Annotated in this window: 11 protein-coding genes and 1 riboswitch; of the genes, 6 read left to right on the top strand and 5 right to left on the bottom strand. The window is 66.6% G+C overall.

The window, feature by feature from the left end; genetic code table 11:
• Nucleotides 1–27 precede the first annotated feature (27 nt).
• Both dusB and ABE463_RS04265 read left to right on the top strand, forming a co-directional pair.
• Nucleotides 28–1,020 (top strand): tRNA dihydrouridine synthase DusB, encoded by a 993-nt coding sequence (gene dusB, locus ABE463_RS04270; protein WP_346467362.1) that lies wholly within the window; start codon nucleotides 28–30, stop codon nucleotides 1,018–1,020.
• 9 nt (nucleotides 1,021–1,029) lie between these two features.
• Entirely contained in the window at nucleotides 1,030–1,857 is an 828-nt protein-coding gene (locus ABE463_RS04265; RefSeq protein WP_346467361.1) for a methyltransferase domain-containing protein, read from the top strand.
• A 13-nt stretch (nucleotides 1,858–1,870) separates the two neighbouring features.
• Here ABE463_RS04265 and ABE463_RS04260 read toward each other — a convergent pair whose 3' ends face one another.
• From ABE463_RS04260 to ABE463_RS04250, 3 genes are read right to left on the bottom strand one after another with little or no spacing between them, the layout of a single operon-like run.
• On the bottom strand, nucleotides 1,871–2,311 hold the full coding sequence (locus tag ABE463_RS04260; RefSeq protein WP_265309611.1) for a hypothetical protein: 441 nt from the start codon (nucleotides 2,309–2,311) through the stop codon (nucleotides 1,871–1,873).
• The gene (locus tag ABE463_RS04255; protein ID WP_346467360.1) at nucleotides 2,308–3,384 is read right to left on the bottom strand and encodes a metal-dependent hydrolase; all 1,077 of its coding nucleotides are present in this window, start codon (nucleotides 3,382–3,384) and stop codon (nucleotides 2,308–2,310) included. The genes ABE463_RS04260 and ABE463_RS04255 overlap by 4 nt, the downstream gene beginning before the upstream one ends.
• Before the next feature lie 48 nt (nucleotides 3,385–3,432).
• Nucleotides 3,433–4,275, bottom strand: a complete 843-nt coding sequence (locus tag ABE463_RS04250) for a UDP-2,3-diacylglucosamine diphosphatase (RefSeq protein WP_346467359.1) — start codon at nucleotides 4,273–4,275, stop codon at nucleotides 3,433–3,435.
• A 326-nt stretch (nucleotides 4,276–4,601) separates the two neighbouring features.
• On the opposite strand from ABE463_RS04250, the gene metK reads away from it, so the two are divergent.
• From metK to ABE463_RS04235, 3 genes are all read left to right on the top strand, one after another.
• Entirely contained in the window at nucleotides 4,602–5,813 is a 1,212-nt protein-coding gene (gene metK / locus ABE463_RS04245) for a methionine adenosyltransferase (protein WP_019182462.1), read from the top strand.
• Nucleotides 5,814–5,966: 153 nt separating this feature from the next.
• A complete protein-coding gene (locus tag ABE463_RS04240; RefSeq protein ID WP_346467358.1) occupies nucleotides 5,967–7,181 on the top strand; it encodes a hypothetical protein in 1,215 nt (404 codons plus the stop codon).
• A 58-nt stretch (nucleotides 7,182–7,239) separates the two neighbouring features.
• Nucleotides 7,240–7,758, top strand: a complete 519-nt coding sequence (locus tag ABE463_RS04235) for an acyl-CoA thioesterase (protein ID WP_070471768.1) — start codon at nucleotides 7,240–7,242, stop codon at nucleotides 7,756–7,758.
• Nucleotides 7,759–7,870: 112 nt separating this feature from the next.
• On the opposite strand, the gene ppc is transcribed toward ABE463_RS04235, so the two are convergent.
• Together ppc and ABE463_RS04225 are read right to left on the bottom strand one after the other, a co-directional pair.
• Nucleotides 7,871–10,582, bottom strand: a complete 2,712-nt coding sequence (gene ppc, locus ABE463_RS04230; protein WP_346467357.1) for a phosphoenolpyruvate carboxylase — start codon at nucleotides 10,580–10,582, stop codon at nucleotides 7,871–7,873.
• 157 nt (nucleotides 10,583–10,739) lie between these two features.
• Complete coding sequence (locus ABE463_RS04225; protein WP_346467356.1) at nucleotides 10,740–13,274, bottom strand: prolyl oligopeptidase family serine peptidase; 2,535 nt, start codon at nucleotides 13,272–13,274, stop codon at nucleotides 10,740–10,742.
• Between the two features lie 126 nt (nucleotides 13,275–13,400).
• Nucleotides 13,401–13,489: riboswitch (S-adenosyl-L-homocysteine riboswitch) on the top strand.
• 35 nt (nucleotides 13,490–13,524) lie between these two features.
• On the opposite strand from ABE463_RS04225, the gene ahcY reads away from it, so the two are divergent.
• Nucleotides 13,525–14,970 (top strand): adenosylhomocysteinase, encoded by a 1,446-nt coding sequence (gene ahcY / locus ABE463_RS04220; protein WP_123728366.1) that lies wholly within the window; start codon nucleotides 13,525–13,527, stop codon nucleotides 14,968–14,970.
• Nucleotides 14,971–15,053: the final 83 nt, after the last annotated feature.

Raw genomic sequence — 15,053 nt, 5'->3', positions numbered from 1 at the left:
GCCAGCGGCCGGCACTACAATGCCTGCATGCAGATTGGCCCCTACAACATCCAGCCCAACGTGGTGCTGGCGCCGATGGCCGGTGTCACCGACAAGCCCTTCCGCCTGCTGTGCAAACAGCTGGGTGCAGGCTTGGCTGCCTCGGAGATGACCATCTCCGATCCGCGCTTCTGGAACACCCGTAAATCGCTCCACCGCATGGACCATGCCGGCGAGCCGGACCCGATCAGCGTGCAGATCGCCGGTACCGAGCCGCAGCAGCTGGCCGAGGCCGCGCGCTACAACGTGGACCACGGCGCGCAGATCATCGACATCAACATGGGCTGCCCGGCCAAGAAGGTGTGCAACGCCTGGGCCGGTTCGGCGCTGATGCGCGATGAGGATCTGGTCGCGCGCATCCTGACCGCCGTGGTCAACGCGGTGGACGTACCGGTCACCCTGAAGATCCGCACCGGCTGGGACTGCGACCACCGCAATGGCTCGCTGATCGCCCGCATCGCCGAAGACAGCGGCATCGCCGCGCTGGCGGTGCACGGGCGTACCCGCGACCAGCATTACACCGGCACCGCCGAGTACGAGACCATCGCCGCGATCAAGGCCGCGCTGCGCATTCCGGTGATCGCCAACGGCGACATCGATTCGCCGCAGAAGGCCGCGCAGGTGCTCAAGCAGACCGGCGTGGATGCGGTGATGATCGGTCGCGCGGCCCAGGGCCGCCCGTGGATCTTCCGCGAGGTGGCACATTACCTCGCCACCGGCGAACTGCTGGCGCCGCCGTCGGTCGCCGCGGTACGCGACCTGCTGCTGGGCCACCTGCATGCGCTGCATGATTTCTATGGCGAGCAGCAGGGCGTGCGCATCGCGCGCAAGCACCTGGGCTGGTACGCCAAGGACCGGCCGGAAAACGCCGCCTTCCGTGCGGTGGTCAACCGCGCCGAGGATGCGGCCAGCCAGGTCGCCCTGACCACCGAATATTTCGACGCCCTCGCCGCCGGCGAGTCGTTGTCGTCCGCTGCCTGAGCCTTCGCCATGACCCCGCCCATCACTGCACCGACCTATCTCCACGGCTTCTCCGATACCGAGCAGCACCGCCTGGTCACCCAGTCGCGCCTGTTCGAATCGAGCATCTTCAGCGGCATCGATTACGGCGGCGCCACGCGCCTGCTGGAAGTCGGCAGCGGCGTGGGCGCACAGACGGACATCCTGCTGCGGCGGTTCCCGGAACTGCATGTCACCGGCGTGGACCTGAGCGAGGCGCAATTGGCCACCGCCGCCTCCAACCTGGCCAGGACGCCATGGTGCCGCGAGCGCTACACGCTGCTGCAGGCCGATGCCGGCAACCTGCCGTTCGGCGCGCGCGAGTTCGACTCGGCCTTCCTGTGCTGGGTGCTGGAGCATGTGCCCTCACCGGCGCGGGTGCTCAACGAAGTGCGCCGCGTGCTGGTGCCGGGCTCGCCGGTGTACGTCACCGAAGTGATGAATGCCTCGTTCCTGCTCGACCCGTACTCGCCGCATATCTGGCGCTACTGGATGGCCTTCAACGATTTCCAGTACGACCACGGTGGCGATCCGTTCGTCGGTGCCAAGCTCGGCAACCTGCTGCTGGCCGGTGGCTTCCGCGACGTGCACACCGAGATCAAGACCATCCACCTGGACAACCGCGAACCGGCCCGTCGCAAGACCATGATCGCGTTCTGGGAGCAACTGCTGTTGTCGGCCGCCGATCCGTTGCTGGAGGCCGGCCTGGTCGACCAGGAAACGGTGGACGGCATGCGCCGCGAGTTCAGCCTGGTCCAGAACGACCCGAACGCGGTGTTCTTCTTCTCCTTCGTGCAGGCCCGCGCGACGGTGTATTGATCGCGGCGCGGCGCTAGCGCGTCGCCCAGGCGACCAGGGTTACCACGACCGCTGCCGCCAGCAACACCCAGATACCCAGTCCGCCCCGATCCCCCGGGGCCACCGTGCTGCCACCGGCGGTGTTGCGCGCGCCTTCGCGCGGGCGTGCGGTGGGTGTGTTGCCCACTTCCAGGGTACCGGTGGCCGGCCGCTGGCTGCGCTCGGTGATCTTGTTCTGCATGCGCCGCGCCCGCTCGGGATCGACCTTGCGCAGCTCGTCCAACAGCACCTGCTGCTGGCGCGCGCGGTCCGGCTGCGCCTTGGCCTTGTGCAGGATCTCGCGCAACGGCACCGCCGGCTGCTCGGCGGAGCGGCCCGGGGTCACATCCAGCAACAGCGCGCGGTATTCCGGCGGCACATCGGCCAGCCGCGTGTAGCGCGTGCCATTGATCTCCATTTCAAACCGTTCGGTCACGGTGCCTCCGTCCAACCTGCCTTCGGTGCGATCACGTCGGTGCTCGGCGGCGCATGCCAGATGCGCTGCCACAGGGCCGCGAACCGGCGCTTCAGCATCGCCCTGCCCTGCTCCCCTTCATACGCCTGGCGCAGCTGTCGCGGTGTGATCCCGGCCCAGCCATCGCCTTCAGCCCGCGCAACCGCGAAGGTGAAGGTGTAGTCCGGCTCCAGGCCCATGCGCAGATCGCTGAGCCGCAGTTCGCCATCGACCACCTGGGCGCGCATGAAGCCACGGTTGAACCAGTTCAGGCGCTGCACGGCCGGCAGCGTCGCCGCTTGGCGCAGGGCCTGTACGTTGGAGGGATGGCCCTCGAAGGTCATCGGGCCGTGGTCGGCGATCAGCGAACGCTCGCCGATCACGTAGCCGTTGGGCGTCATCGCCACCACCTGCCAGAGCAGTGTGTTGAATGGCATCGCCACCGAGAAGCGCGGTGCATCGCCCAGCCCCATCGCGGCCAGCGCGCGGTCGGCTTCGCGATCGACGGTGTGCTTGGCCAGCAACGACCAGCCCAGGTAACCACTGCTGAGCACCAGCCCGGCCACCAGCGCTTTCTGCGCCAGCGGGCGCGCCCGCGCGAACCATGCCACTGCGCAGGCGAGCAGCAGCCACACGGTATACAGCGGGTCGATGATGAAGACGCTGGCCCACATCGTCGGGTGCGGGGTGAACGGCCACCACAGCTGGGTGCCGTAAACGGTGAAGGCATCCAGCAGCGGATGGGTGATCAGCGCCAGCAGGATCGCCCAGAACCAGCGCCCCGGCGCCTGCGCCACGCGGCCGTGACCAAACCGTTTGAACAACCACCAGATCAGCGCGGCCACCCACGGCAGCACCAGCAGCGAGTGACTGTAGCTGCGGTGTTCGACCATCAGCGCCACGGGATCGGCAGCCGTGAAGGCCAGTACCAGCGCATCCAGGTCCGGCAGGGTGCCGAGTGCGGCACCGGCCAACAGGGCCGCGCGGCGATGGCCGGCCGGGGCGATGGCGGCGGCGACTGCGCCGCCGAGAACGATCTGGGTAAAGGAGTCCATCGGCCGATGCTAGCAGCCGGGACTGGTCATGCGCCTCTGCCGTTTTGCTCAGGCCGCTCTGGCCAATGCGGCGCTGCCGGGCAGCGCCACCAGGGTCTGCCCGGTGTGATCCAGCAGCCGCAGGCTCCCATCCGGGTCTTCGGCAAACGCGGTCAGGCTTTCCACCCAGTCGCCGTCGTTGGCATAGATCAGCCCGTCGCGTTCGACCAGCGCGGCACGGTGGATATGCCCGCAGACGATGCCATCCAGACCGCGCCGCCGCACATCCGCAAGCCCGGCCTGGACGAAACGTTCGATGTAGCGCTCGGCCGCGCCGCTGCGCTTCTTGAGGAATTCGGAGAGCGACCAGTAGCGCTGGCCGAGCCGTCGTCGCGCGGCATTGAGCAGGTGGTTGCCGGTGAGGATGCGGTAGTACAGCCAGTCCCCGAACTTCTCCTGCAGACCTCCGAAGTGAGTGACACCGTCGTAGTCATCGCCGTGCACGACCAGCAGCCGGCGCCCGTCCGCGGTCACATGGATCGCCCGCCGACGCACCTGCATGGCCGGCAGCATCAGCCCGCAGACCTTGCGCAGCGAAGCATCGTGGTTGCCGGGGATGTAGATGATCTCGGTGCCGGTGCGCTGCAGCGCGTGCAGCGCCTGGATCACCTCGCTGTGGGCCGGCCGCCAGGCGGCCCGGCGGTGCGCCATCCACCACAGGTCGATGATGTCGCCCACCAGATACAGGCGTTCGCAACGCAGCTCGGCCAGGAACCGGGCCAGTTCGGCGGCATGGCAGTGGCGTGAGCCCAGGTGCACGTCAGACAGGAAGACGGCCCGCCGATGGGGCGGCAAGGTCGTCACCGGCCGCGTGGCGGCCTCCCGCGCGTCGCGCTGCTCGAATGCGTGCATGGCGTGCTCCTCAGGTCCGGCGGCCGGATGCGCCGAAGCCTGCACGGCCCCGGCGACAGCCCGATGGCGGTTTGACGACGGCCGGGTGACACGCTCAGGACTGGAGCGTCTGCCACGCCCGCCGACCGGGAGGGCCCGCGGGCCATTTGTCACGCCCGTGGAACACTGGGCGGCGACGCTGGGACGCAATCCCGTCACATAGGGCCCTGCGACGGGCACGCGAGCTTAACCACCGGCAACCCGTGCTGACGCACAATGCAAGTGCGCGACTTGCCGTGTATCATTCGCGGCCATCTTTCCATCCGAATCAAAGGATATTACGCCTGATGTCCAGCTACCTGTTCACCTCCGAATCGGTCTCCGAAGGCCATCCGGACAAGATTGCCGACCAGATCTCCGATGCGGTGCTGGACGCGATCCTGACCCAGGACAAGCGTGCGCGCGTGGCCTGCGAAACCATGGTCAAGACTGGCGTGGCTATTGTCGCCGGTGAAATCACCACCAGCGCGTGGATCGACCTGGAAGCCTTGACCCGCAAGGTGATCCTGGACATCGGCTACGACAGCTCCGACGTCGGCTTCGACGGCGCGACCTGCGGCGTGCTGAACCTGATCGGCAAGCAGTCGCCGCACATCGCCCAGGGCGTGGACCGCAAGAAGCCCGAAGAAATGGGCGCTGGCGACCAGGGCCTGATGTTCGGCTATGCCACCAACGAGACCGACAGCTACATGCCGGCCGCGATCCACCTGTCGCACCGCCTGGTCGAGCAGCAGGCCAAGATCCGCAAGAAGAAGAACTCACCGCTGTCCTGGCTGCGCCCGGATGCCAAGAGCCAGGTCACCCTGCGCTATGAAAACGGCGCCGTCTCGGCCATCGACGCGGTGGTGCTGTCGACCCAGCACGCCCCGGGCGTGAAGCAGAAGGACCTCATCGAGGCCGTCCGCGAAGAGATCATCAAGCCGGTGCTGCCGGCCAAGTGGCTGCACAAGGGCACCAAGTTCCACATCAACCCGACCGGCAAGTTCGAGATCGGCGGCCCGGTGGGCGACTGTGGCCTGACCGGCCGCAAGATCATCGTCGACACCTACGGCGGCTGGGCCCGTCACGGTGGTGGTGCGTTCTCGGGCAAGGATCCCTCCAAGGTCGACCGTTCGGCGGCTTACGCGGCCCGTTACGTCGCCAAGAACGTCGTTGCCGCCGGCCTGGCCGACCGTTGCGAAGTGCAGGTCTCCTACGCCATCGGCGTGGCCGAGCCGACCTCGATCTCGGTCACCACCTTCGGCACCGGCAAGATCAGCGATGACAAGATCGAGAAGCTGATCCGCAAGCATTTCGACCTGCGCCCGTACGGCATCATCCAGATGCTGGACCTCATCCACCCGATGTACCAGCAGACCGCGGCCTACGGCCACTTCGGCCGCAAGGCCAAGGAGTTCAGCTACACCAATGGTGCTGGCGAACAGGTCAACGCGACCGCCTTCTCCTGGGAGAAGACCGATCGCGCCGCCGCCCTGCGCGCGGATGCGAAGTTGAAGTAAGCCGTCGCATCGGGCTCCGCCCGACGTCGATTGGAAAACGGGCCGCACCAGCGGCCCGTTTTCTTTTCCGGACTGCGGAAATGTCAGGTCACAGGTTGCCTGTACTGTCCCGGCAGGCGAGGATGCACGAACACAGGACAAGGAAGGTCACCGATGTTTTCAGCACTGATGGACAGGCTGTTCAAAGACAAACCCGGCAACGATGCATTTGCCGAGCGTTTCATTGCTACCGCACACCGCCACGGCATGACGGCCCCCATGACCTACGAGGCGGATCTGTTCCGCATCCGCGTGGGTGACGGCTCGTATTTTCACCTCTTCAACGCCCACCGCGCCTACCTTGATGCGAAGCGCGGCAAGCAGCAGGAGGCGCTGGACATGTTCGTGCGCAGCCTGCGTCCCGTGGACGACGGTGACGCAGGGTGGAATGCGCTGCGTCCACTGCTCCGCCCGATTCTCCGCAGCATCTCCCAGCTGGAGCAGGTGCGGCTGCACGCGATCGAAACGACGGGCTGGGAGGCTCCGAGCACCCTCCAGTTCCGCAGGATCACGGAGGAATGCGTGGAACTGCTTGCGGTGGATCATCCCGAGCACACCCTGACCAAACAGGATGGCCCTGACCCCGCTTGGGGGGTGTCTCTGCATGAGGCGCTCAATACCGCACGCAGCAACCTGCGCGGCCTTGAACAGGTGCCCTTCCTGCCGCTCGCCCCGGGCCTGTTCCACGCCGCCTGGCAAGACGGCTACGACAGCAGTCGCGCCCTGCTGCCCGAACTGGTCAACCGGATCCCGATCACGGGACGACCGGTGTTCATGCTGCCCACACGCGATCTGTTCATGGTCGCCGGAGAACGGGATCTGGACGCGCAGGCCCGGATGTTCGACCTGGCCAGCGATGCAGTGGCGGCAGGGCGCGGCATTTCATGGGAACTGCTCTGCTACGACGATGAAGGCCGCATCCAGGCATTCACGCCGGCGTCGGACCTCCTCCGCGCCAAGCAGGCCCGCCTGCGTTACGCATTCCGGCAGGATGCCTACCAGATGCAGCAGCAGCTGCTGCGACGTGTGCATGAGGCACAGGACGAAGATGTGCACGTTGCCAGTTATCTGGTGAAAGAGCAGGACGGCGAGCTCACGTCTTTCTGCAGTTGGGGAAACGTGGCGCTCGCATCACTCCCGCAGACTGACATGATCGGATTCGTAATACCCGACGCGGAATCCCCCCGGGTCATGTTCGTCGCATGGGAAGCTGCCATGCCGGTGATTGGCCACCTGCTGGAGCCGGATCTCCGGCACCTGCATCCGCCACGCTACCTCACCCTCGGCTACCCTTCGGCAGACCTTTTGGAGCGCCTTGCCGTCCAATAGCAACACAGGGGTCAGCCCCTCGCTGACGCTGTTCCAGTCGTGGGGATACACTCCAGCCATGCCCGAATTCAAATCCAACCAGCTCTCCATGACGGTGCTGATGTCACCGGACATGGCCAATTTCTCCGGCAAGGTGCACGGCGGTGCGGTATTGCGCCTGCTGGACCAGGTTGCCTACGCGTGCGCCAGCCGCTATGCCGGCAGCTACGTGGTCACCCTCTCGGTGGACCAGGTGATGTTCCGCCAGCCGATCGCGGTCGGCGAGCTGGTCACCTTCCTGGCCTCGGTGAACTACACCGGCACCTCCTCGATGGAAATCGGGGTCAAGGTGGTGGCCGAGGACATCCTCAAGCGCAGCGTGCGCCACGCCAACAGCTGCTTCTTCACCATGGTCGCGGTGGATGACGACGGCAAGCCGACCCCGGTGCCGCCGTTGGTGCTGGAGACCGCCGACGAACGCCGCCGGCATGCCGCCGCGTTGATCCGCCGCCAGCTGCGCGAGGAGATGGAGCAGCGCCACCTGGAGCTGCTGGCATCCAATCCGCCCGCACCGGGTGATCTGGTGGAGCGGGTCTGAGCTCTGCGCCATGACCCACGGTCACGGCCTGCCCGGCAGGTATCGACCGTGGGTCGATACCTGCCATATGGCGCGCGCTGCCGGCCAGCGGCCGGCACTACCCCTTCATGGCCTACCCGGTGTTCTGTACGCCCTGCGAAACACCGTTCACGCAGGCCACCAGTGCGCGCAGCACATCGTCGTCTTCGCCCCCGCTCTCCCGCCAGCGGCGCAGCAGGTCCACCTGCAGCACGCTGATCGGATCGATGTAGGGATTGCGCAGGCGGATCGACAGCGCCAGACGCTGATCGTGCTGCAGCAGTGCGTCCTGCCCGGTGAGTGCCAGGATCCACTGTGAGGTGAGCTCCAGCTCGCCCTGGATCTGCGGGAAGAAGCGGCCATGCAACGCACCGGACAGCTGCGAGAACTGTTCGGCGATGGTCAGGTCGCCCTTGGACAGCACCATGGCGATGTCGTCCAGAAAGGTGCTGAAGAATGGCCAGTCGCGCGCCATCTCTTTCAGGAGGCCTTCGTGACCGGCATCGATCGCCGCCTGCAGGCCACTGCCGACGCCATACCAGCCCGGAATCACGGCACGTGCCTGGCTCCACGCGAACACCCACGGAATCGCACGCAGGTTGGTCAGTGCGGCATCCTCGCCCAGCCGGCGCGAAGGGCGTGAACCCAAGGTCATCCGCTCGATCACGTCGATGGGCGTGGCCAGGCGGAAGTACTGCATGAAGTCTCTCTGGCCGACGAAGGCGCGGTACGCCTCCGAACTCTTCTGCGCGATCAGGTCCATCACCGGGCGCCACTGTTCCTCGCGCGGTTCCGCTGCGCGCGGGCGCAGGCTGGAGCGCAGCACCGCACCGGTGGACTGTTCCAGCGAGCGCAGCGCCAGTGCACGGATGCCGTACTTGCGATGGATCACTTCGCCCTGCTCGGTCACGCGCAGACGGCCGTCGATGCTGCCGCGCGGCGAGGCATCCACGGCGTGCGTGGTCTTGCCGCCGCCGCGGCTGATCGAGCCGCCACGGCCGTGGAAGAAGGTCAGCCGGATGTCGTTCTCGGCGGCGACGTCCAGCAGTTCCACCTGGGCACGTTGCAGGCCCCAGCGCGAGGCCGCGATACCGCCGTCCTTACCACTGTCCGAATAGCCGAGCATCACCATCTGCACATCACCGCGCGAGGCCAGGTGCGTGCGGTAGACCGGGTCGGCCAGCAGATCGCGCAGGGTGTCGGTACCGCGCTTGAGATCGTCCACCGTTTCGAACAGCGGCGCGATGTCCAGCGGCACCGCGCCGGCGTCATCCACCAGGCCGCCGCGACGCGCCAGCGCGAGTACGGCGAGCACATCGCTGCGGTCGTGCGCCATTGAAATGATGTAACTGCCCAGCGCGTCGGCACCGTGCCGGTGGCGTGCATCGGCCAGCGCCGCGAACACCGCGTCCAGGCGCTCACCGCCTTCTTCGTTGCTCGCCGGCAGCGCCTGCTCGCCACTGGCGAACGGGGCCAGGCGCGCGGCGCGGGTGACCGCATCGGCGCCGTCCCAGGCGTCCTGTCCATCCAGCACGCTGGCCAACGCCCGGCCGTGCACGCTCGATTCCTGACGCACATCCAACCTCGCCAGATGGAAGCCAAAGGTACGCACCCGCCACAGCAGGCGACGCACCGCGAAGCCGCCGGCGTGGTCGCCCTTGTTGTCGTGCAGGCTGCGCAGGATCAGCTCGATGTCGTCGGTGAGTTCCTGCGGCGACGCGTAAGCACCTTCCGCATCGTCCATCGTCGCCTGCACGCGTGCGCGCATGCGGTCGTTGAGCAGGCGATAGGGCATATCGGCGTGACGCGGCCGCGAGGTGACCTTGGGCAGCAGCGTTTTGTAATGGTCCACGCGCGCCTGCAGCGCATCGCTGACCGCCACCCGCTCGGTGGACTGGCTGAGCAGGCTGGCCAGCTGCAGCAGGTCTTTCTGGTAGCGGCCGAGTACGGCATGGCGCTGCGCATCGAGCGTGTTGCGGATGGTGCCGGCATCCACGTTCGGATTGCCATCCATGTCGCCACCCACCCACGTGCCGAAGCGCAGCAGGCGCGGCAGCGGCAGTTCCTCGCCGTAGGTATCCAGCAGCGCCTGCTGCAGCGATTCGTACAGCACCGGAATCACCCGGTACAGCACCTGCACCAGATAGAAGCCGACATGCTCCCGCTCGTCGTCCACGGTCGGGCGCACGGGCGAGGAATCGGTGGTCTGCCACGACGCCGTCAGGGCCATGCGGAAACGCGCAGCGTCGGCGGCGGCTTCACCCGGCGTGCGCTGGCCGTCGAGGTTGTCGACCAGGCTGGCGACCATCAACTGCTCTTTTTCCAGCAGCGCGCGGCGGACCGCTTCGGTCGGATGGGCGGTGAACACCGGCTCGATATCGATGCGCGGTAGCCACTCGGCAAGCTCGGCCAGGGTCACGCCCTGCGCTTTGAGATTGACCAGTGCATCCTGCAGGCCATCCGGCTGCGGCGTGGCCGTACCGGCACGCTGGTAGTCACGGCGGCGGCGGATGCGGTGCACGCGCTCGGCGATGTTCACCACCTGGAAGTAGGTGCTGAAAGCACGCACCATTGCTTCGGCGCGCGCCGGCGGCAGGCCGGTCAGGGCATCGTTGAGATCGGACAGCGGGGCGTCGCTTTCGCGGCGGGCGATGGCGCGCGTACGCACCTGTTCCACATCTTCGAAAAACTGCGTGGAGACCTGCTCGGCGAGCAGGTCGCCGACCAGTGCGCCGAGTCGGCGTACATCGTCACGCAGGGGAATATCGGGAGTGGCAAAAACGATGCTGCTACGGTACTCGTTCATCTGCGACGCACTGGCCTCGGGAACGGAATCCGCTCAAGCCTAACCCACAATCGCGTCGTTGCTGCGTCGCGCAAATAGTTACATCTGGTAATGCCGGCCAACGGCCGGTACCTACCGGGTGTTGTCAGGTGCCGGCCAACGGCCGGCACCTGCACGCTCAGCGCTTCTTCTTGACCGGCTTCCCTTCGCCCACGGTCTGCGCCAGCCAGCGCTCGCTCTCGGCCAGCATGGTCATGATCGATTCGCGTGCACGGTAAGCGTGCGATTCGTTGGGCAGCATCACCAGGCGCGAGGTGCCGCCCAGTCCCTTCACCGCGGCGAACATGCGCTCGCTCTGGATCGGGAACGTGCCGGAGTTGTTGTCGTCCACGCCGTGGATGAAGAGGATCGGGTCCTTGATCTTGTCGGCGTAGTTGAACGGCGACATCTTCTGGTAGACGTCCTGCGCCTGCCAGTAGTTGCGCTCTTCGGCCTGGAAGCCGAACGGGGTCAGCGTGCGGTTGTACGCACCGCTGCGCGCGATGCCGGCCTTGAACAGGCGGGTATGCGCGAGCAGGTTGGCGGTCATGAAGGCACCGTAGGAATGGCCACCGATCGCGATGTGCTCACGATCGGTCACGCCACGCCGCACCACTTCATTCACGGCCGCCTCGGCATTGGCGATCAGCTGCGGCAGGTAGGTGTCGTTCGGCTCCTTGTCGCCCTCGCCGATGATCGGCATCGAGGGGCTGACCAGCACCGCGTAGCCCTTGGCCAGGAACGCCTGCGGGCCCCAGTAGCTGATCGCGTTGAAGCGGTACGGGGAATCGGTGACCTGGCTGGCGGCTTCGGCCGTCTTGAACTCGCCCGGGTAGGCCCACATCAGCAGCGGCAACGGACCGTCCTTCTTCGCGTTGTAGCCCGGCGGCAGCATCAGCGTGGCGGTCAGGTCGACGCCGTCGTTGCGCTTGTAGCGGATCTGCTCTTTGCTCACCCCACGCAGCTGCGGCAACGGGTGCTGGAAGTGGGTCAGCGCCTTCGGCGAAGCAGTGGCATCGGCCAGCGACTGCACGTAGAAGTTGGCCGGCTCATCGGGCGACTCGCGGGTCAACAACAGCGAGGTGCCCTCCTGGTCGAGCAGCGCCACCGGCGCGGCGTAGGACGGCGCCTGTGAGTGGAACAGGCGGGTGGTCTGCTTGCTGTCCAGATCGAAACGGTCCACGAACGGACGGTCGCCTTCCGGCGAGGCCCCCAGACCGTAAAGGAAGATGCTGCGGCCGTCGGCACTGACCTGCAGGCGCGAGCGACCGTTGACGTCGCGCACCAGGCCCGGGCGGCCCGGGTCGTTGTAACGGTCCTGAGAGGAACGCGCCGACAACAGCTCGGCCGCCTTCTCCGGCTGATCCGGCGCAATCCGCCACTGCTTGACCTCGCGGTTCTTCCACCACGACTCGTTGAGCAGCGCCAGATCGCCACGGCCCCACTGGATGCCCGCATAACGGCTGCCCAGCTGCGCCAGCGTCACCGGCGGCTTATCGAAGGGCGCCGCCTGCATCAGCACCGCGTCGCGCACCTTGGCCTCGCGGTTCGGGTCACCACCATCCTGCGCTTCGGCCCAGACCAGGGTCGCCGGTGCATCAGCGCGCCAGTCGATCCGGCGCACGCCGCTGGCCACCGCATCGTTGCCGGTCGGCAGGCCTTCCTTCAACGGCAGATTGGCGACGGTGTGTTCAAGCTTGCCATCCACCGCGGACAGCACTTCGATGCGACGCGCAAATGCGCTGGCCGGCACCAGATAGGAATACGGACGCACCACCCGCTCGCTCAGCAGGTAACGGCCATCCGGGGAGAGGGTGACATCCCAGTACACCCCACCGGTGGACAGCGGCGTGGTCACGCCGTTGAGCGCGACCTTGGCCGGCTGCGCGCTGGCGTAGTAGTCGAAGAGGCGGGCATCGGCCTCGTTCTTGAGCATGTCCTGGTAGGTGCGGATCGTGCGCACACCGGCGTCGGCCTCGGTCTGCTGGATCGCCGGGCCCGTCGGAATGCCGCCGGCGGCCGGCGCCGCGCCCTGGCCCTTGAGCTGCTGCATCACCACCAGCCCCCGGCTGTCGGGCTGCCAGCTGTAGCCATCGCCCATCACCGTGTTGAGATCACCGAGCAGGCGGCGCGCCGACCCGGCGTCGACATCAACGACCCACAGTTCATTGGTGCTGGTGGCGGCGTGCACCTGGTTGAAGGCGATGTACTTCTGGTCCGGCGACCACGCAAAGGTGGCGATCGACAACGGCTGCGGCAGCCCGCTGATCTGGCGCTCCTTGCCGTCGGCCACGCTCATCAGCCACAGCTTGTCGGCGAAGCTGAAACGGCTGGCCGAATGCGTGGCCGGGTTGATGCGCAGGCCGGCCAGCTTCAGTTCGGGCTGGGCGACGTCGTTGATCGACGGCAGCGGCGGCGTCTGCAGCAGCGCGGCCAGGTCACGGCGCGGGGACAGGCTCAGGGTCGGGGCACGCGGTGCATCGACCACAGCCTGCAGGGCCGGCGACGGCAGCTGGTAGCCGCCCTGATCGACCTTGGCGGCGGCTGCGGTCGGCGCAGTGGTCTTCGCGGCCGGGGTGGCGGCCAGCGCCAACGGCGGCACCGCCAGCAGGGCCAGGCCGAGGATCAAGGTATGGCGCCACTGTGGAGCGCGTCGACCGGGGGTGCGTGTCATGTTCTGTGCCTGTACTGATACGAACCCCCGACCTTAACAGCCGCGCGCCGATCGCCCCCCTGCCGATGGTTGGGGGCAGGGACCGATTCATGCCAATGCAACCGGCCGCGATATAATGGGTGACCCTCCACCGAGGGGCGCTGCGACCGTGCCGGACTTGTCCGGGGGCGGCCAGGCTCGGTGGCCAGGATTGGTTCCAACGGCGCCCGGCGAACACGAGTATCGACTCGTCATTACACCGGAGCTTTGAATGAACGCTGTTGCCAAGACCTTCTCCACCGAAGGCGATTACAAGATTGCCGACATCTCCCTGGCCGATTGGGGCCGCAAGGAGCTGGACATCGCCGAGCATGAGATGCCGGGCCTGATGTCGATCCGTCGCAAGCACGCCGCCACCCTGCCGCTGAAGGGCGTGCGCGTGACCGGCTCGCTGCACATGACCATCCAGACCGCTGTGCTGATCGAGACCCTGAAGGACATCGGCGCCGATGTGCGCTGGGCCTCGTGCAACATCTTCTCGACCCAGGACCATGCCGCCGCGGCGATCGCCGCATCGGGCACCCCGGTGTTCGCCTGGAAGGGTGAAACCCTGGAAGAGTACTGGGACTGCACCCTGGACGCGCTGACCTTCACCCTGCCCGACGGCACCCTGACCGGCCCGGAGCTGGTGGTGGACGACGGCGGCGATGTGACCCTGCTGATCCACAAGGGCTATGAGCTCGAAAACGGCAGCACCTGGGTCGATGAAAAGGCCGCCTCGCACGAAGAGCAGGTCATCAAGAACCTGCTCAAGCGCGTGGCCAAGGAGCGTCCGGGTTACTGGGCCCGCGTGGTCAAGGACTGGAAGGGCGTCTCCGAAGAGACCACCACCGGCGTGCACCGCCTGTACCAGCTGGCCCAGGCCGGCACCCTGCTGATCCCGGCGATCAACGTCAACGACTCGGTCACCAAGAGCAAGTTCGACAACCTGTACGGCTGCCGCGAGTCGCTGGCCGATGGCCTCAAGCGCGCGATGGACGTGATGCTGGCCGGCAAGGTTGCCGTGGTCTGCGGCTACGGTGACGTGGGCAAGGGCTGCGCCGCTTCGCTGCGTGCCTACGGCGCACGCGTCGTGGTCACCGAGATCGATCCGATCTGCGCCCTGCAGGCCGCGATGGAGGGCTTCGAGGTCAACACCATCGAATCCACCCTGGGCCGTGGCGATATCTACGTCACCACCACCGGCAACAAGGACATCATCCGCATCGAGCACCTGAGCGCGATGAAGGACCAGGCCATCGTCTGCAACATCGGCCACTTCGACAACGAGATCCAGGTCGATGCGCTGAACGCGCTGGCCGGCGTGCAGAAGATCAACATCAAGCCGCAGGTCGACAAGTACATCTTCGACAACGGCAATGCGATCTTCCTGCTGGCCGACGGCCGTCTGGTCAACCTGGGCTGCGCCACCGGCCACCCGAGCTTCGTGATGTCCAACTCGTTCGCCAACCAGACGCTCGCACAGATCGACCTGTGGGCGAACAAGGACAGCTACGAGAAGAAGGTGTACCTGCTGCCGAAGAAGCTGGACGAAGAAGTGGCGCGCCTGCATCTGGAAAAGATCGGCGTGAAGCTGACCACCCTGAGCCAGGAACAGGCCGATTACATCGGCGTGCCGGTGGAAGGTCCGTTCAAGCCGGAGCATTACCGCTACTGATCGGCATGCCGGTCCAGTTGCGTTGAAAACAGACGGGCGCCGGAAGGCGCCCGTTTTTTTGTGCGATGCCCTTCAGTCCTGGC

Source organism: Stenotrophomonas sp. TWI819 (genome assembly GCF_039673075.1).
GTDB classification, from domain to species: domain Bacteria; phylum Pseudomonadota; class Gammaproteobacteria; order Xanthomonadales; family Xanthomonadaceae; genus Stenotrophomonas; species Stenotrophomonas rhizophila_B.
This window is presented reverse-complemented; position numbering and strand designations above follow the sequence as displayed.